14 protein-coding genes, 1 tRNA gene, 1 rRNA gene and 1 pseudogene are annotated in these 16,602 nt (G+C 70.3%); 8 read left to right on the top strand and 9 right to left on the bottom strand.

What is annotated here, in order from left to right; translation table 11 throughout:
* Positions 1–152 precede the first annotated feature (152 nt).
* The 4 genes from rrf to ACVJ1F_RS14370 all read left to right on the top strand — a co-directional run bounded on the left by rrf (position 153) and on the right by ACVJ1F_RS14370 (position 2,927).
* Positions 153–269 (top strand): 5S ribosomal RNA (gene rrf, locus ACVJ1F_RS14385).
* A gap of 109 nt (positions 270–378) precedes the next feature.
* On the top strand, positions 379–1,869 hold the full coding sequence (gene gltX, locus ACVJ1F_RS14380; RefSeq protein ID WP_456887045.1) for a glutamate--tRNA ligase: 1,491 nt from the start codon (positions 379–381) through the stop codon (positions 1,867–1,869).
* On the top strand, positions 1,866–2,801 hold the full coding sequence (locus ACVJ1F_RS14375; protein WP_456887043.1) for an NAD(P)/FAD-dependent oxidoreductase: 936 nt from the start codon (positions 1,866–1,868) through the stop codon (positions 2,799–2,801). Before gltX ends, ACVJ1F_RS14375 begins: the two co-directional genes overlap by 4 nt.
* Before the next feature lie 54 nt (positions 2,802–2,855).
* Positions 2,856–2,927, top strand: a tRNA-Gln gene (locus ACVJ1F_RS14370).
* 185 nt (positions 2,928–3,112) lie between these two features.
* Here the strand turns inward: ACVJ1F_RS14370 and ACVJ1F_RS14365 are convergent.
* From ACVJ1F_RS14365 to ACVJ1F_RS14345, 5 genes and pseudogenes are all read right to left on the bottom strand, one after another.
* Positions 3,113–4,219, bottom strand: a pseudogene (locus ACVJ1F_RS14365) (acyltransferase family protein).
* Between the two features lie 105 nt (positions 4,220–4,324).
* Entirely contained in the window at positions 4,325–6,640 is a 2,316-nt protein-coding gene (gene purL, locus ACVJ1F_RS14360; protein ID WP_456887049.1) for a phosphoribosylformylglycinamidine synthase subunit PurL, read from the bottom strand.
* A gap of 35 nt (positions 6,641–6,675) precedes the next feature.
* Positions 6,676–7,371 (bottom strand): phosphoribosylformylglycinamidine synthase subunit PurQ, encoded by a 696-nt coding sequence (gene purQ / locus ACVJ1F_RS14355; protein WP_456887041.1) that lies wholly within the window; start codon positions 7,369–7,371, stop codon positions 6,676–6,678.
* Complete coding sequence (purS, locus tag ACVJ1F_RS14350; protein ID WP_043597439.1) at positions 7,371–7,634, bottom strand: phosphoribosylformylglycinamidine synthase subunit PurS; 264 nt, start codon at positions 7,632–7,634, stop codon at positions 7,371–7,373. The genes purQ and purS overlap by 1 nt, the downstream gene beginning before the upstream one ends.
* Before the next feature lie 284 nt (positions 7,635–7,918).
* Positions 7,919–9,253, bottom strand: coding sequence for an acyltransferase family protein (locus ACVJ1F_RS14345; protein WP_456887039.1), 1,335 nt, complete (start codon positions 9,251–9,253; stop codon positions 7,919–7,921).
* Between the two features lie 131 nt (positions 9,254–9,384).
* Between ACVJ1F_RS14345 and ACVJ1F_RS14340 the strand changes: the two genes are divergently transcribed.
* Together ACVJ1F_RS14340 and ACVJ1F_RS14335 are read left to right on the top strand one after the other, a co-directional pair.
* The gene (locus ACVJ1F_RS14340; protein ID WP_056049519.1) at positions 9,385–9,888 is read left to right on the top strand and encodes a Fur family transcriptional regulator; all 504 of its coding nucleotides are present in this window, start codon (positions 9,385–9,387) and stop codon (positions 9,886–9,888) included.
* A 54-nt stretch (positions 9,889–9,942) separates the two neighbouring features.
* Positions 9,943–11,445 carry a catalase gene (locus tag ACVJ1F_RS14335; protein WP_056049517.1) on the top strand — a complete coding sequence of 501 codons (1,503 nt, stop codon included), beginning with the start codon at positions 9,943–9,945 and terminating at the stop codon, positions 11,443–11,445.
* 101 nt (positions 11,446–11,546) lie between these two features.
* Here the strand turns inward: ACVJ1F_RS14335 and ACVJ1F_RS14330 are convergent, their stop codons facing one another.
* The 4 genes from ACVJ1F_RS14330 to purD form a co-directional block, all read right to left on the bottom strand.
* Positions 11,547–12,116 carry a GNAT family N-acetyltransferase gene (locus ACVJ1F_RS14330; protein WP_192124018.1) on the bottom strand — a complete coding sequence of 190 codons (570 nt, stop codon included), beginning with the start codon at positions 12,114–12,116 and terminating at the stop codon, positions 11,547–11,549.
* 86 nt (positions 12,117–12,202) lie between these two features.
* A complete protein-coding gene (locus tag ACVJ1F_RS14325; RefSeq protein WP_249407978.1) occupies positions 12,203–13,117 on the bottom strand; it encodes a VOC family protein in 915 nt (304 codons plus the stop codon).
* A 213-nt stretch (positions 13,118–13,330) separates the two neighbouring features.
* Positions 13,331–14,278, bottom strand: coding sequence for a phosphoribosylaminoimidazolesuccinocarboxamide synthase (locus ACVJ1F_RS14320; RefSeq protein ID WP_056049511.1), 948 nt, complete (start codon positions 14,276–14,278; stop codon positions 13,331–13,333).
* Entirely contained in the window at positions 14,275–15,543 is a 1,269-nt protein-coding gene (purD, locus tag ACVJ1F_RS14315; RefSeq protein WP_456887036.1) for a phosphoribosylamine--glycine ligase, read from the bottom strand. Before purD ends, ACVJ1F_RS14320 begins: the two co-directional genes overlap by 4 nt.
* A gap of 121 nt (positions 15,544–15,664) precedes the next feature.
* On the opposite strand from purD, the gene ACVJ1F_RS14310 reads away from it, so the two are divergent.
* Complete coding sequence (locus ACVJ1F_RS14310; protein WP_456887033.1) at positions 15,665–16,045, top strand: sterol carrier family protein; 381 nt, start codon at positions 15,665–15,667, stop codon at positions 16,043–16,045.
* A gap of 106 nt (positions 16,046–16,151) precedes the next feature.
* Positions 16,152–16,565 (top strand): hypothetical protein, encoded by a 414-nt coding sequence (locus tag ACVJ1F_RS14305; protein ID WP_456887032.1) that lies wholly within the window; start codon positions 16,152–16,154, stop codon positions 16,563–16,565.
* Positions 16,566–16,602: the final 37 nt, after the last annotated feature.

The following is a 16,602-nucleotide window of genomic DNA, read 5'->3' as shown; positions in this document are numbered from 1 at the left end:
CCTGTAGAGGTGGGGGAAAGCTGCTTGCGTCCACTATGTGGTTCCCGAAATACGGTCGGGAACAACTCAACAGACAAGTCGCCACATCTGTAACGAATGGGGTGCATGGTCTGAAACAGACTTCACCACCAGTGATGGTGTGTGGTAAATGTTTCGGCGGCCATAGCGAGAGGGAAACGCCCGGTCACATTCCGAACCCGGAAGCTAAGACTCTCAGCGCCGATGGTACTGCAAGGGGGACCTTGTGGGAGAGTAGGACACCGCCGGACTCCTTTTAGTGCGAACAGCACACGAAACACCAGAAAGGCCCCTTCTTCGGAAGGGGCCTTTCTGCGTTTAACGCTGACCCACCCACCAACCCCGGTAAGATCGTGAGCGATGTCAGCTCCCTTCTCCACCGCCACCGGCACCGACGTGCGCGTGCGGTTCTGCCCCTCGCCCACCGGAACGCCGCATGTCGGCCTCATCCGCACCGCCCTCTTCAACTGGGCCTACGCCCGGCACACGGGTGGCAAGCTCGTGTTCCGCATCGAAGACACCGATGCGGCCCGAGACAGCGAAGAGAGCTACGAGCAGATCCTCGACGGGCTTCGTTGGCTCAACATCGACTGGGACGAGGGCATCGACGCAGGTGGGCCTCATGGCCCCTACCGTCAGTCTCAGCGCCATGACATCTATCGGGGAGTCATCGATCAGCTGCTCCAGCGGGGGCTCCTCTACGAGAGCTTCGCCACGGGCGAAGAGATCGAAGCTCGCAACATCGTCAACGGTCGCGACCCCAAGCAGGGTTACGACAACTTCGAGCGTGAGCTCAGTGACGAACAACGTGCGGCGTTCCGAGCCGAGGGGCGTCAGCCGGCACTCCGGTTGCGAGTGCCCGACCGCGACCTCAGCTTCGACGACCTCGTCCGTGGTGAGATCACGTTCCCGGCGGGATCGTTCAGCGACTTCGTCGTCGTCCGACCGAACGGAGTGCCTCTCTACACTTTCGTGAACCCGCTGGACGATGCTCTGATGGGCATCACCCACGTCCTGCGCGGTGAGGACCTCCTCTCGTCCACTCCCCGCCAGATCGCCCTCTACGAGGCGCTGGTCGAGCTCGGCATCACCACGTTCGTCCCTCGGTTCGGCCATCTGCCCTATGTCATGGGCGACGGCAACAAGAAGCTCTCGAAGCGCGATCCCGAGTCCAACCTGTTCCACCACCGAGACCGCGGCTTCATCCCCGAGGGCCTCGTCAACTACCTGGCGCTCCTGGGGTGGTCCTTGACTCACGATCGGGACGTGTTCTCGATCGACGAGATGGTCGCGGCGTTCGACGTCGTCGACGTGAACCCGAACCCCGCGCGGTTCGACGTGAAGAAGGCCGAGTCGATCAACGGCGACCACATCCGACTGCTATCCGTCGGGGACTTCACCGAGCGACTGCTGCCCTACCTCGACGGGGTCGTCAGCGTTCCGCCGACGGAGGCCGAGCGTGCCGTGCTCGTGCAGGCGGCGCCCCTCGTCCAAGAACGCATGACCCTCCTGTCCGAGGCTCGTGGCATGCTCGGCTTCTTGTTCGTCGCCGACGACGACCTGGTCCACGAGGACGACGCGCTGGCCTCACTGGGCGAGCGGTCCACCGAGGTGCTGCGCGCCTCCTCGGCTGCCCTCGAGGGCCTGGCCGACTGGACGCACGAGTCGATCCAGGCGGTCCTCAAGGAGGCGCTCGTCGACGGACTCGGCCTCAAGCCCCGCGGGGCCTACGGCCCGTTGCGGGTGGCGCTGTCCGGGCGTCGCGTGAGTCCGCCGTTGTTCGAGTCGATGGAGATCCTCGGCCGCGAGTCGACCCTTGCCCGACTCGCGGCTCTCGCCGACCGCTCATGACCGAGCGCTACGACGTCGCTGTCATCGGGGGCGGCCCCGCAGGGTTGAGCGCTGCGCTCAACCTCGTCCGCGCCCGCCGACGCGTCGTGCTGATCGACAGCAACCGGCCGCGGAACTCCGCCACGCTGCTCTCGCACGGGTACCTCACCCGCGACGGCATCTCGCCGCTCGAGCTCCGCAAGCTCGGACGCGACGAGTTCCTGGGGTACGAGGGGGCCGAACACCGGCAGACCCTGGCGACGAATGTCGTCCCGGTCGACGGCGGGTTCGAGATCTCGTGCGCGTTCCGTGGGCAGGAGTCGTCCGCGCTGGCAGGTGCCGTGCTGGTGACGACGGGGCTGAGCGAGACCCTGCCCGAAATCGCCCAACTCCGAGCGTTCTACGGCACGTACGTCCACAGCTGCATCGAGTGCGACGGGTACGACAAGCGTGACCAGCCACTCGCCCTCATCGGTGAGCACCCTGACCTGGTCGACCGCGCCCTGTTGCTGTCGCAGTGGACCGACGACCTCATCGTCTTCACGCACGGTTCGGACGTGGTGACCTCGGAGGACGAGGCTGCGTTGGCCGCCCGGGGGATCACCGTGGACCGTCGTCGCGTCACTAGCATCGACGGCGATCGTGACGGCATGCGTGGGGTCGTGCTCGAGGACGGCACGGTCGTGCCTCGGGCCGGTGGTTTCGTCCGCCCGGAGTGGTCGGCCGCGCTCGACTACGTCTCGGCGACGGGGGCCGACCTGGACGGCGACGGACTGCTCGTCGTGGACGGCCATGGTCGCACGTCGGTTCCTGGGCTGTACGCCGCCGGCGAGAGCACCGCGCCCGGCCCCCAGCAACTCATCGTTGCCGCCGGCGACGGCGCCCGCGTCGCTGCCGTCATCAACCGGGACCTCATCGGTGGCCTCGAACACCTGGCAGATGCTGTACAGTAGACGTCGGTCCAGATGATGGGCCGACAGTGATGTAGACCTGACGGTTGTCATCATTGGGGTATGGTGTAATTGGCAACACGACTGATTCTGGTTCAGTTGTTCTTGGTTCGAGTCCAGGTACCCCAGCAATTTGATTCCCCCTGGCCTTGAGGCCCGGGGGAATTGCTGTTCATGCCGGTCGGGCCGCCTCCGACGGCGTGTTCGGCTTCGCCGAACGCGATCGTCCCCGCGTCACGCGTCACGCGTCACGCGTCACGCGTCACGCGTCGCGCCTCGGGGCGAGTCGTCGGTGCGCGGTCGGGCGCCAGCAGCTAGGCCGGTTGGGGCTCTTCTGACTCGGAGCCGAGTGGGCGCCGTGGGCCGCGTCCTCGTCGGGCGAGAACCCTGGCGAGGGGGCGTTCGACGCGACGGTGGATGACGAACGACAGGGCCACCAGGAGTGGAACCGACACGGCGACCGACAGCCAGCCGTCGATCCAACCCAGGCGCGCGAAGAGCTCGGGCACGGCCGGGGCCACCAAGGGGTGGAACAGGTAGAGCGCGTACGACGCTGCACCGCCGGTGAGGACCCAGGTTGGCGTCACGCGGCGCAGGGGACCTTCGGCCAGCACCGTCGCCGCGACGACGGCCGTGACGCCCGCGAATCGGGCTGGTGCGTTGCGCCCGAAGCCCCCGTCGCCGACGGACGTGGCGAGCACGACCGCCAGGGCCACCAGGGAGACCACGAGCACGGCCCACAACCAGCCACGGCGAGCGGAACGCGTCAGCTCGGCGATCACCATGCCGATGAGGAAGAACAGGACGATGGGGTCGAAATAGACCGCCCATGCCGGGCGAGCGGCGTCGAAGGCCCACCACAGCGCCGAGCAACTGACGAGCACCGCCCCGACGGTGGGCAGGACTCTGACCCTGAGGGCCAGGCACAAGGTCACGAGTGCGTAGAACGCGCACTCGAAGACGAGGGTCCAGCCGACGCCGAGGACGGGTTCGATGTTGCCTTCGGCGTTGCGGGTCGGGATGAAGAAGTACGACGCGAGCGTGTTGGCCGGCTCGAGGGTGGCGTGCAGCACGGCCGAAGGGACGAGTACCAACGTCAGCACCTTGAGGGTCGTCGCGAGCCAGTAGAGCGGGACGATGCGATCGAGTCGGCGACGCGCAAAGGTCGCCTAGGCCCGCGGTCTGCCCTCGAGGCGACGAACGGAGTGCATCATGACGAAGCCGCTGATCGCGAAGAAGACGTCCACCCCGACCGATCCGTAGCTCCACGGGCGGAACGAGGGGTCGAGCCGTTCGTGGGCGTAGAACACGGTGTGGGTGACGACCACCAGGAGGGCCGCCACGAACCGGAGGCCCTGGATGCCCGAGAAGTGCTCGCGATCGCGGAAGGGTCCACCGGGGGACAGGGTCGGGGTCTGCACATGAGACATTTTACATGCGAGTTATCCGAGGCTCAGGGCTTGCCTCGCAAGACACCGGAGGCCCCCACCTGTGGTGAGGGCCTCCGGTGCCATGCAGGATGGTGACTAGTCGCCGATGGTGGCTCCGAAGCGGGCCGGCAGAGTGCCACGGTGGGTACTGCGCAGCTCATCGATGGACACCGTGAAGACGTCCTGTACCTCGAGCGACCCCGACTCGCCGTCGGTGACGCCGATGCGGGCCACCGGGTAGCCGCGGCCCTCACAGAGGCCGCGGAAGCGGACGTCGTCCTCGCGGGGCACCGAGACGATCACGCGACCGGTCGACTCGCTGAAGAGCGCGGTCGCGACGTCGATGCCGTCCCGCTCGATGATCTCACCCAGCCAGACGCGAGCACCGACTCCGAAGCGCAGCACGGCCTCGGCCAACGCCTGTGCCAGGCCGCCGTCGCTCAGGTCGTGGGCCGCCGCGATCAACGACTGGTCGCCACCGGCGTGCAGGAGCTGCGCGAGCTGCACTTCGGCCGCGAGGTCGACCGCCGGCGGTCGACCGCCGAGGTGGTCGTGGACCACGCCGGCCCAGGCCGATCCGTCGAGCTCGAGCGCCGTGGTGCCGAGCAGGTAGATGTTGTCGCCTTCGTCCTGCCAGCCGGACGGGATGCGCTTGGCGACGTCGTCGATCACGCCGAGGACGCCCACCACGGGTGTGGGGTGGATCGGACGTGTGCCGGTCTGGTTGTAGAACGACACGTTGCCGCCGGTGACCGGGATCTCGAGTTCGAGGCACCCGTCGGCCAGTCCCTCGACGGCCTGCGAGAACTGCCACATGACCTCGGGGTCCTCCGGGCTGCCGAAGTTGAGGCAGTCGGTGACGGCGGCGGGCACGGCACCCGTGACGGCGACGTTGCGGTACGCCTCGGCCAGGGCGAGGCGTGCGCCCTGCTTGGGGTCGAGCTGGCAGTAGCGCCCGTTGGCGTCGGTCGCGATCGCGAAGCCGAGACCGGTCTCTTCGTCGACGCGGATCATGCCTCCGTCGTCGGGGAAGCTGAGCGCGGTGTTGCCCAGCACGTAGGTGTCGTACTGGTTCGTGACCCAGCTCTTGTCGGCCAGGTTGGGCGAGCCGAGCAGTTCGAGGAACTGCTCGCGAAGGACGGCGTTGCCCGTGGGGCGGGGCAGCGACGAGGCGCTGTCGGCCTGCAGGGCGTCGATCCAGGTGGGGTAGGCGACGGGGCGCTCGTACACCGGGCCGTCGACGGCGACCGTGCGGGGCTCGACGTTGACGATCTCTTCGCCGTGCCAGTTGATGACGAGACGGCCGGTGTCGGTGACCTCGCCGAGCACGCTCGTCTCGACGTCCCATTTCGCCACGACCGCGAGGAACGCGTCGAGCTTCTCGGGACGCACGACGGCCATCATGCGTTCTTGGCTCTCGCTCATCAGGATCTCTTCGGCGGTGAGCGACGGGTCGCGCAGCAGGACGTTGTCGAGTTCGATGAACATTCCGCCGTCGCCGTTCGAGGCGAGCTCGGACGTGGCGCAGCTGATGCCGGCTGCCCCGAGGTCTTGGATGCCCTCGACCAGTTCGTCGCGGAACAGCTCGAGGCAGCACTCGATGAGCACCTTCTCGGCGAACGGGTCGCCGACCTGGACGGCAGGACGCTTGGTGGGCCCGCCGGACGAGAACGTGTCGGAGGCGAGGATGGAGGCGCCGCCGATGCCGTCACCGCCGGTGCGCGCACCGAACAGGACCACCTTGTTGCCGACGCCCCGGGCGTTGGCCAGGTGGAGGTCTTCGTGGCGCAGGACGCCCACGGCCAGTGCGTTGACCAGGGGGTTGCCCTGGTAGACGGCGTCGAAGTAGGTCTCGCCGCCGATGTTGGGCAGGCCGAGGCAGTTGGCGTAGAAGCTGATGCCACCGACGACGCCGTCGACCACGCGGGCCGTGTCCGCCGCGTCGATGTCGCCGAAGCGCAGCTGGTCCATGACCGCGACGGGGCGGGCACCCATCGAGATGATGTCGCGGACGATGCCGCCCACGCCGGTGGCCGCCCCCTGGAACGGCTCGATGTAGCTCGGGTGGTTATGCGATTCGACCTTGAAGGTGACGGCCCAGCCGCCCCCCACGTCGACCACTCCGGCGTTCTCGCCCATGCCGACCATGAGGTTCTTCTTCATGGCGGGCGAGACCTTCTGGCCGAACTGCCGGAGGTAGATCTTGCTCGACTTGTAGGAGCAGTGCTCGCTCCACATGACCGAGTACATGGCGAGCTCACCGCTCGTGGGGCGACGCCCCAGGATCTCGCGGATCTTCGCGTACTCGTCGGCCTTCAGGCCGAGGGCGCCGTAGGGCTGCTCGCGATCGGGCGTCGCCGCGGCGTTCGCCACGGTGTCGGGCACGTGACCCTCGGGGCGGACGTCGATCATCTCGGCGTCGTGCGGGGCGCGGTCGGTCTGGTCGGTCACTTGGCGAGGGCCCTCTCGAGAACGGACGTGAAGAAGGTCAGGCCGTCGACGCCGCTCGACATCGCGGCGGGGGTGTCGGGGCCGAAGCCCTCTTCGACGGCGTGCTCGGGGTGCGGCATGAGGCCGACGACGTTGCCGCGCGCATTGGTGACGCCGGCGATGTCGTCCATCGACCCGTTCGGGTTCACGCCGACGTAGCGGAAGGCGACCTGCCCCTCGCCCTCGATGCGCCTGATGGTCTCGGCGTCGGCGATGAAACGCCCGTCCGCGTTCTTGAGGGGGATGGTGATCTCTTGCCCCTCGGTGAAGCCGTTCGTCCAGTCGGTGCGGGCGTTCTCGACGACGAGACGCTGGTCGCGGCGGATGAACTGCTGGTGCGCGTTGCGGGTGTGCGCCCCCGGGATCAGGCGGGCCTCGGCGAGCATCTGGAAGCCGTTGCAGATGCCGAGGACGGGCATTCCCGCGTTCGCGGCGTCGACCACGTCGGCCATGATCGGCGAGAAGGAGGCGATCGCGCCGGCACGCAGGTAGTCGCCGTAGCTGAAGCCGCCGGGCAGGATGATCGCCTCGACGCCCTTCAGGTCGTGGTCGCCGTGCCAGAGGGCGACGGGCTCGCCGCCCGCGAGTCGGACCGCGCGCTGCGCGTCACGGTCGTCGAGGGAGCCGGGGAAGGTGACGACGCCGACGCGCATCAGAGGGCGGCGGGAGCGTCGGCGACGGTGATCGAGACGACGTCCTCGATGACCGAGTTCGAGAACATGTCGTCGGCGAGCTCGCGGACGTCCGCGAGGACGGCGTCGGTCACCTCGCCCTCGACCGTGACCTCGAAGCGCTTGCCGATGCGGACGTCGGTGAACGCCCCTTTGCCGAGACGGGAGAGGGCACCGGCGACGGCCTTGCCCTGGGGGTCGAGCAGTTCAGCCTTGGGCATGACCTCGACGACGATTGTGGGCACTGGTTTACTCCTGCAGAGGCGTCAACGGGTGGACGCGACGAGTCTACGGCAGCCGCGCGCGCCTCCTGGTGGTGCCGTCGTCGTGGAGGCATCGGCCGTCGTGGCGATGGTCGGCGGAATGCGAGCCACTTGTCAGCCGGATCATTGGTTCGCGCCGCAGGGTGTTCTCAGCGGACAGAGCGCGGGCCTCGTGATCGGGCCTTCTGTTCCGCGTCCGGTCCCGGGGTTCCTGATCCGCCCCGAGACCGCCGGACGCCCGGCCGAACCCCCCGTCGGCCGGGCGTCTACCCCGTGTGGGCTGCGTCCGCGGGCCTGTCGGCGGCGGCCCGCGGGGCGGACTCCGGGCCGACGTCGGGGCGCGACCGGCCGAGCAGCCAGACGGCCAGGGGCAGGCAGATCGCGCCCGCGATCGCGTTGCGCAGATCGAGGCCCTCGTGCATCACGTCGAACGGCGGCCCGATGGCGAGCACCGCCGCCACCCCGATCGACCACCAGGAGGCGCGGCGCCGCCCCTCGGCGAACGCTCGCGGCGGCAGCTCGAACCGGGCGGTCGCCAGCGAGACCAGGCAGGTCAGTCCGATGACGAGGGCCCAGATCGGGAGGCGCGTCCACCACCAGGTGGCGGTCGAGGGTTGGGGGAGCGGCCCGCCCACGGCCAAGAGGACCCCGAGCACGGCGATCAACAGCGGGAGGTGCCAGAGGTAGATGGTCATGCCGCGGCTGCCGACGGCGAACACGACGGCGCGGGCCGCCGACGTGGACATGAGACGCGCCAGGACGGGGTGCACGAGCGACAGGACGCAGATCTGCGCCACCCCGAGCACCATGAGCGGCACCGTCGGCGGGTTGAGGTTGCTCAGCATGTCGTCCGACCACGGCCCGGCCGTCGTCAGCGGGACCAGCGAGGTGTACGCCACGACGGCGACGACGAGCAGCACGGCCCGAGGGGTCCGACGGAACAGCCCGTCGGCGTAGGCGAAGCCGAGCTGCTGCACGAAGAGCCACACGAAGGCGAGGTTGAGGAGGCCGACGGCCGTGACTCCGGTGCCGTACCGCACCGCGTCGACCAGGACCGCGGCGACGACCAGGACGGACAGCGTCGCCCACGGGCGGGTCGCGTGCAGGCGGGCCATCACCGGCACGAGCAGCTGCGTGATGCCGTAGGCGGCGAGGAACCAGAACGGCGAGCCCACGCCGGTCGCCACGACGTCGAGCAGTTCGGGATCGGCACCGAGCAGGGTCGCGACGGCGAGGGCGATCGCGAGGACGACGAAGACCGCGCTCGCGGGCCGGGCGAGGCGCAGGAGGCGACCGCGGACGAAGTCGCCGGCGTCGGCGCCGCGGCGCCGTGCCCCGGCCCAGGCCGTGGCGCTGGCGAACCCGCCCACCACGAAGAAGAGCGGCATGATCTGCCCGGCCCACGTCGAGAGCGGGAACCAGGACTGCTCTTGCAGGGGACGGTTCGCCACGACGGCGCCCGTCGCGTCGACGGCGACACCGACCATCATCACGTGGATCGCGACGACCAGCAGGACGCAGAAGACGCGGGCGAGATCCACCACGAGGTCGCGGCCCGGGGGGACGACGACGGACGGCGGTGTCGTGGCGGCGGTGCTCATGTCGACGACGGTAGCGACCCGTGGCCGCTCGGGTGTGGTTGTCCACAGGTGCGGCGCGTCCGAACCAGGGAACGTCCTCCGAGGTGGCCCGGATTGTTTTGATCTGATCAAAAGAGTGGTTCACTTGAGGCATGACCCATCCGACCGACGACCCCCGCGAGGCACTGCGCTCCGCCGGGTTGCGCGTGACCGAGCCCCGGCTCGCCGTGTTGCGCGCCCTCGAGCCGTCGCCCCACGCGGCCGCCGAGCAGGTCTTCGCCCGGGTCGCCCTCGACCTGCCCGGCACGTCGGTGCAGGCGGTCTACGGCGTCCTCAACGCGCTGACCGGCGCGGGGCTGGTGCGTCGCATCGAACCCGCGGGCTCGGCAGCGCTCTACGAGCTGAGGACGGGCGACAACCACCACCACGTGGTCTGCGGGGTGTGCGGCTCGGTCGCCGACGTGGACTGCGTCGTCGGCCACGCCCCCTGCCTCACCCCCTCGCACGACTCGGGGTACCTCGTGCAGACCGCCGAGGTGACCTTCTGGGGCCTGTGCCCGGCCTGTCGGGCGGCCGAGTCCGAGGGTGCGGAGGGCGACGAGCCGACCCGCGCCTCCTCGTCCGACCGCGTGGACGCGGCCGTCCCGGCGGCCTGACCGGCCCGCCCCCCTGATCTCACACGACGACGAACCACGAACGAAAGAGGACACATGACCGACGCCAAGAAGATCACCACCACCGACAACGGCGCCCCCGCCGCCAGCGACGAGTTCTCGCAGTCGGTCGGCGCCGACGGCCCGATCGTCCTGCACGACCACAAGCTGGTCGAGAAGCTGGCCAACTTCAACCGCGAGAAGGTGCCCGAGCGCATCGTCCACGCCAAGGGCGGCGGCGCCTTCGGGACGTTCGTCACGACGGCCGACGTCTCGCGCTACACGCGCGCCGCGCTCTTCCAGCCCGGTGTCGAGACCGAGATGCTCGCCCGCTTCTCGACCGTCGCCGGCGAACAGGGCAGCCCCGACACGTGGCGCGACCCCCGTGGCTTCGCGCTGAAGTTCTACACGAGCGAGGGCAACTACGACCTCGTGGGCAACAACACGCCCGTCTTCTTCATCCGCGACGGCATCAAGTTCCCCGACTTCATCCACTCGCAGAAGCGCCTGCCCGGCTCGCACCTGCGCGACCACGACATGCAGTGGGACTTCTGGACGCTCTCGCCCGAGTCGGCGCACCAGGTCACCTGGCTGATGGGCGACCGCGGCCTCCCCGCGTCGTGGCGCAACATGGACGGCTTCGGTTCGCACACCTACCAGTGGATCAACGCCGAGGGCGAGCGCTTCTGGGTCAAGTACCACTTCAAGACGAACCAGGGCAACAAGATCCTCACGCAGGACGACGCCGACCGCATCGCGGGAGAGGACGCCGACTTCCACATCCGCGACCTCTCCGAGGCCATCGACCGCGGCGACTTCCCCACCTGGACGCTGTCGGTGCAGGTCATGCCCTACGACGAGGCGGCCACGTACCGCTTCAACCCGTTCGACCTGACGAAGGTGTGGCCGCACGCGGACTACCCGCTCATCGAGGTCGGCACCATGACGCTGAACCGCAACCCCGAGAACTACTTCGCGCAGATCGAGCAGGCCGCGTTCGCCCCGTCGAACTTCGTCCCCGGCATCGCGACCAGCCCCGACAAGATGCTGCTCGCCCGCATCTTCAGCTACGCGGACGCCCACCGCTACCGCATCGGCGTCAACCACCAGCAGCTGCCGGTGAACACGCCCAAGACCGAGGTGCACTCGTACTCGAAGGACGGTGCCGCGCGGTACCACTTCAGCGAGGCGACGGCGCCGGTCTACGCACCGAACTCGGTCGGCGGTCCCGCGGCGGACCCGCAGGCCGCCGGTGACACCGGTGGCTGGGAGAGCGACGGCGAGCTCGTCCGCTCGTCCGTGACGTTGCACCCCGAGGACGACGACTTCGGCCAGGCCGGCACGCTCGTCCGCGAGGTGCTCGACGACGAGGAGCGCGACCGCCTGGTGCAGAACATCGTGGGCCACGTCTCGAAGGTCACCCAGCCCGCCCTGCGCGAGCGGGTCTACGAGTACTGGACCAACGTCGACCCCACCCTGGGCCTGCGCGTCCGCAAGGGCGTCGAGCCCGAGGCTCCCGGTTCGAACGAGGACCCGGCCGAGGTCGGCGTCCCGGCGTAGCCGCGAGCCCCGACAGACCGCAGGAGGCGCGGTGACCGTTCGTCGGTCACCGCGCCTCCTCGGCGTCTCCGGGCTTCGCGCGGTCTCGGGTGCCGCGCGGGTCAGACCATCTGGCCGTTCCAGTGCAGCTCACCCTGCGGCCAGTCGGCGAGTGTGCTCGTGCCCTCGCGGAGCAGCCAGCCGTGGTCCTGGGTGACCAGCACGCCGGCGCCGTCGGCGCTGAACGCCGTGTAGTGCGCCGTGAGACCGTCGAGCGGCAGCCACCCGCCACGTCGGTAGAAGCCCTGGACGTCGTCCCCGGTCTCGAGCACGCCGAAGCCGCTGTCGAGCGACGTCAGCGCCGCGTCCACCCGGCGCAACAGCTCGCCCCCGAGGCCGGTGCCCTGGACGGCCGGTGAGACCGCGACCATGCCCACCGCGGTGACGAGCAGGTCGGCGTCGCCGACGGTGACGAACTGACGTCGCAGACCGGCGTGCGCGACCACGACGTCGCCCTGACGCGCGACGACCCGCAGCTCGGGTTGCATGCCCGCCCAGCTGCGGGCCCCGGCGTACCAGTGGTCGTAGCTCGGGAAGGCCCGGGCGAGCATCGCCGCGACGGCCTCGTGGTCGTCGAGCGTGAGGTCGCCCTCGGGGGTCGTGGAGAAGGTGGGGGAGTCGGCTGCAGGCATGCTCACCACCGTAGCCATCGGCGTCGCCGAGGGAGCCGCGCCAGCGGCTCTGCGACGCCAGCGCCGAGGGAGCCTGCGACCGAGGGCTAGGCCGACTGCGGTCGGACGGTCACCTGGAGCTGGTTGGACCAGGGATCGTCGAACCCGAGCACACGCCCGTCGTCGCGGGTGGCGACGCCGTGGTGGCCGAGGCGCTCGCCGAGGGCGCCCAGGTCGTCGGCCGTCGGCACCTCGATGCGCACCAGGCCGAGGCCCAGCGCCAGCTGGCGGCGCCCGGCGCCGGCGCTGTTCCAGGTGTTCATCGCCATGTGGTGGTGGTAGCCGCCCGCGCTGACGAACAGTGCCTGCGGCCCGAAGCGCGTCGTCGTCTCGAAGCCGAGCTGCTCGACGTAGAACCGGTGGGCCGACTCGACGTCGCCCACGCTCAGGTGGACGTGGCCGACCGTGGCGGGACGGGATGCCGAGCCGGCCAGCGCCTCCTCGGTGACGTTCTGCTGCACGAACGCGTTCGGGTCGAGGGCGAGGGTGGCCATGTCGACCTGGCCGTGGGTCCAGGACCACTCGCTGCGGCTGCGGTCCCAGTAGAGCTCGATGCCGTTGCCCTCGGGGTCGGTGAAGTAGAACGCCTTGCTGACGAGGTGGTCCGCACTGCCGGTGAACGTGCCGGGGTGACGGGTCGCGACGCTGTAGACGGCGGCGGCGAGGTCGGCCTCGGTCTCGAACAGGATCGCCGTGTGGAAGAGGCCGGCGTCACGCGGCCCGGCGTGCTTCAGCTCGGGAGCGTGCTCGAGGATGACGATCGGGGTCGCCCCTCGACCGAGCACCACGCGGCCCACGGCCGGCTCGGCGGTCAGCACCGTCAGGGTGACCGCGTCGCGGTAGTACGCGGTCATCGCGTCGAGGTCGGCGACCCGCAGGGTGACGGCCCCCATGCCGGTGTCGGCGGCGAGCAGGTCGGACGAGGAGGCGCGCGTCGCGTCGGTCGCGGAGGTGTCGGTCATGGGGCCCTCGGTCTGGTCGGGTGGTCACCGGGTCGGTGACGTGTCATCGACAGGAACCGGCCGGTCGGGCCGGGCATTCCCGACCGACGGCGCACCGCGTTCCGTGCACGGCACCGGATCTCGACGCGGTGCAGTGCACGAAACGCGGTGTGGAGCCCGGGTCAGGACTCGGGATGCGGCCCGGGGGGTAGGCCCCGGGGTGTGGAGCCCGGGTCAGCGGGCGGTCAGACGCTCGATCAGCTCGCGGTAGCGGGCGGAGGTGCGGGCGACGATGTCGTCGGGCAGGGCGGGGGCCTCGCCCGTGCCGTCCCAGTGCGCGGAGAGCCAGTCGCGGACGATCTGCTTGTCGAAGCTCTGGGTGCGGTCGCCCGAGGCGTCGACCTCGGCGTCCCAGAAGCGACTGCTGTCGCTCGTGAGGACCTCGTCGCCCAGGGTGATCTCGCCCGTGGCCCGGTCGGCGCCGAACTCGAACTTCGTGTCGGCGAGGACGACCCCCCTGGCCTCGGCCACGTCCGACGCCAGGCGGTAGATCTCGAGCGACCGGTCGCGCAGGGCCGCCGCGGTCTCGGCCCCCACGAGTTCGACGGTGCGCTCGAACGAGATGTTCTCGTCGTGCTCGCCGAGCGGAGCCTTGTACGCCGGGGTGTAGATCGGTTCGGGCAACCGGTCGCCGTTCGACAGCCCTTCGGGCAGCGGGATGCCGCAGACGGTGCCGTGCTCGCGGTACTCGGCCCAGCCGCTGCCGACCAGGTACCCGCGGACGACGCACTCGACGGGGAACATGTCGAGCGGCTTCACGAGCATGGCGCGGTCCCGGACCTGCGCGGGCAGCGAGACGGAGGCGGTGGTCGGGTCGACCAGGTGGTTCGGCACGGTGGTCAGCTGGGCGAACCACCAGAGGCTGAGCTGCGTGAGCAGGGCTCCCTTGCCCGGGATGCCGGGCTCGAGCACGTGGTCGAAGGCGCTGACCCGGTCGCTCGCGACGACGAGCACGTACTCGGTGTCGGCGAGGGTGGCGGCGTCGCCGACCGAGCCGGCGACCGGCGCCGGGACATAGAGGTCGCGGACCTTGCCCGAGTACACCGGCGTCCACCCGTCGAGGTGGCGAGGGGCGGCGTCTAGGCCGGAGGCGGAGGGCGTCGTGCCGTCGGGGGCGGTCATCGGGCGACCCGCTCGGCGATGTCGTGGCGGTACTGGCCGCCCTCGAGCTCGATGCGGGAGAGGGCGTCGTAGACGCGACCCCGGGCCTCGGTGAAGTCGGCCCCCTCGGCGACGACGCTGAGCACGCGCCCTCCGGTGGCGATGAGCTGGTCGTCGAGGCGAGCCGTCGCGGCGTGCGCGACGTGGACCCCGGCGACGGCGGTCGCGTCGTCGAGACCCCGCAGCGGGCGACCGCTCACGGCGCCTTCGGGGTAGCCCTCGCTCGCGAGGACCACGGTCACCGCGACGTCGGACGAGAACCGCGGCGACTCGTGGTTGCCCAGCGATCCGGTCGCCGCGGCGAGCAGCAGCCCGCTGAGCGGCGTGACCAGACGGGGCAGGACGACCTGCGTCTCGGGGTCGCCGAACCGGGCGTTGAACTCGATGACGCGGACGCCCCGCTCGGTGAGGATGAGCCCGGCGTAGAGGAGGCCGATGAACGGCGTGCCCTCGGACTCGAGCTGCCGCACCGTCGGGGTGGCGATGGCGTCGAGGACCTCGTCGACGAAGTCCTTCTCGCTGCCGAAGCGGTCGGCGAGCCAGGGCAGCGGTGAGTAGGCACCCATGCCGCCCGTGTTGGGACCGGCGTCGCTGTCGAGCAGGCGCTTGTAGTCCTGCGCGGGGCTGAGCGGCACGACCGTGTGGCCGTCGCTGAGGAAGAACAGGGAGACCTCGGGACCCTCGAGGAACTCCTCGACGAGGACGGGCCCGTGCTGCAGCCAGTAGGTGGTGTGCTCGACCGCCGCGTCGCGGTCGTCGGTGACGAGGACGCCCTTGCCGGCCGCCAGCCCGTCGGCCTTGACGACGTACGGGGAGCCGAAGTCGTCGAGCACGCCGAGGGCCTCGTCGAGGGTGCCCACGCGCGTGGCCCGCCCGGTCGGTACGCCGGCTTCGTCCATGATGCGTTTCGCGAAGGTCTTGCTGCCCTCGAGCGCCGCGGCCTTCTTGCCCGGCCCGAAGACGGGGATGCCCCGGGTGCGGAGGGCGTCGGCGACACCGGCGACGAGCGGGGCCTCGGGACCGACGACGACCAGCTCGACGTCGTTCTCGAGGGCGTACTCGGTGACGACGGCGCCGTTCGACGGGTCGAGGTGCACGATGCCGACCTGGTCGGCGATGCCCGCGTTGCCGGGGGCCGCGGTGATCTCGTGGCCCGCGTCTTCGCGCAGCAGGGCGGTGATGATGGCGTGCTCGCGAGCACCGGAACCGAGGACGAGGATTCGCACGCGCCACAGCCTACCGAGGGCGTGCGGCGATGCCGAGTCCGTCATCCGGGCCGGGCCGGGGAGGGCTGGCGCGGGCGGGCCGGGCCGGGGCGAGACGAGGAGGCGCGGGTAGCGTGGGCGCATGGCCAGGGCACGGATCGAGGACGCGGCGGGATCGGCCGCGGTGGGCGAGGTGCGGGCGGCGCTCGCCGCCGACGAGACCGCGCCACGGCCGGTGACCGCCATGGCCGTCCGTTGGTTGCTGCAGGTGCTCGCCGACGGCGAACCCGGTGCAACGGTCGAGGTGCGCGTCCCACCGTTCGGCGCGGTGCAGTTCCGCGAAGGGCTCAGTCATACGCGGGGCACGCCGCCGAACGTCGTCGAGACCGACGCCGCCACCTTCGTCCGACTCGCCACCGGCGATCTCAGCTGGGAGGAGGCGCGGGCCGGGGCTCTCGTGTCGGCCTCCGGCAGCAGGGCGGACCTGACCGGCTACGTGCCGATCGCCTGGCAGCGGGGCTGACCCGCGCCTCCTCGGCGGTGCCTCCGCCGTGGTCGCCCTTCCAGGGCCCTGCTCGACGTCGAGAGGGGCGGCGGCGGTGGTCGGCCTCCTCTGGGATGATGGGCGGGTGACGAACGCACCCGACGACCAGCAGCGACCCGAGCCCGTCGTCGAGCCCTCCGCCGATCGCGCCGCCGAGTCGATCGTCGAACGCGACGAGGTCACCGTGCGTCGGGCACCCAAGGTGCCCGTGTTCTTGATCATCGGTGCGGCGCTCGGCGTGGTCGTGTCGCTGATCGTCACCTCGCTCTTCCCGTTCGACTCGGGCGAGGGCGTCGCGCAGACCTACGGGTACATCTCGCTCTGGGGGCTCACCATCGGCGGAGCCGTCGGTTGCGTCGTGGCCATCGTCGCCGAGCAGGTGACCAGCCGAGGGGCGAAGCGCGTCCAGGTCGAACGCGAACGGCTCGAGATGCCGATCGGCGACGAGGTCGACACGGCGCCCCGCCAGGTCACCGACGGCGAACCCGACCGCGACTGACCTCGCCTCGCCGAACCGATCCGAGCCAGGCCTCACC

This window comes from Frigoribacterium sp. 2355, from assembly GCF_054060695.1.
This window is presented reverse-complemented; position numbering and strand designations above follow the sequence as displayed.

Excerpts from the sequence above, each read along its gene's own strand:
- gltX (WP_456887045.1), top strand. The coding sequence starts at position 379 with ATGTCAGCTCCCTTCTCCACCGCCACCGGCACCGACGTGCGCGTGCGG.
- ACVJ1F_RS14375 (WP_456887043.1), top strand. The coding sequence starts at position 1,866 with ATGACCGAGCGCTACGACGTCGCTGTCATCGGGGGCGGCCCCGCAGGG.
- purL (WP_456887049.1), bottom strand. The coding sequence starts at position 6,640 with ATGATCGACGTCCGCCCCGAGGGTCACGTGCCCGACACCGTGGCGAAC.
- purQ (WP_456887041.1), bottom strand. The coding sequence starts at position 7,371 with ATGCGCGTCGGCGTCGTCACCTTCCCCGGCTCCCTCGACGACCGTGAC.
- ACVJ1F_RS14345 (WP_456887039.1), bottom strand. The coding sequence starts at position 9,253 with ATGAGCACCGCCGCCACGACACCGCCGTCCGTCGTCGTCCCCCCGGGC.
- ACVJ1F_RS14340 (WP_056049519.1), top strand. The coding sequence starts at position 9,385 with ATGACCCATCCGACCGACGACCCCCGCGAGGCACTGCGCTCCGCCGGG.
- ACVJ1F_RS14335 (WP_056049517.1), top strand. The coding sequence starts at position 9,943 with ATGACCGACGCCAAGAAGATCACCACCACCGACAACGGCGCCCCCGCC.
- ACVJ1F_RS14330 (WP_192124018.1), bottom strand. The coding sequence starts at position 12,116 with ATGCCTGCAGCCGACTCCCCCACCTTCTCCACGACCCCCGAGGGCGAC.
- ACVJ1F_RS14325 (WP_249407978.1), bottom strand. The coding sequence starts at position 13,117 with ATGACCGACACCTCCGCGACCGACGCGACGCGCGCCTCCTCGTCCGAC.
- ACVJ1F_RS14320 (WP_056049511.1), bottom strand. The coding sequence starts at position 14,278 with ATGACCGCCCCCGACGGCACGACGCCCTCCGCCTCCGGCCTAGACGCC.
- ACVJ1F_RS14310 (WP_456887033.1), top strand. The coding sequence starts at position 15,665 with ATGGCCAGGGCACGGATCGAGGACGCGGCGGGATCGGCCGCGGTGGGC.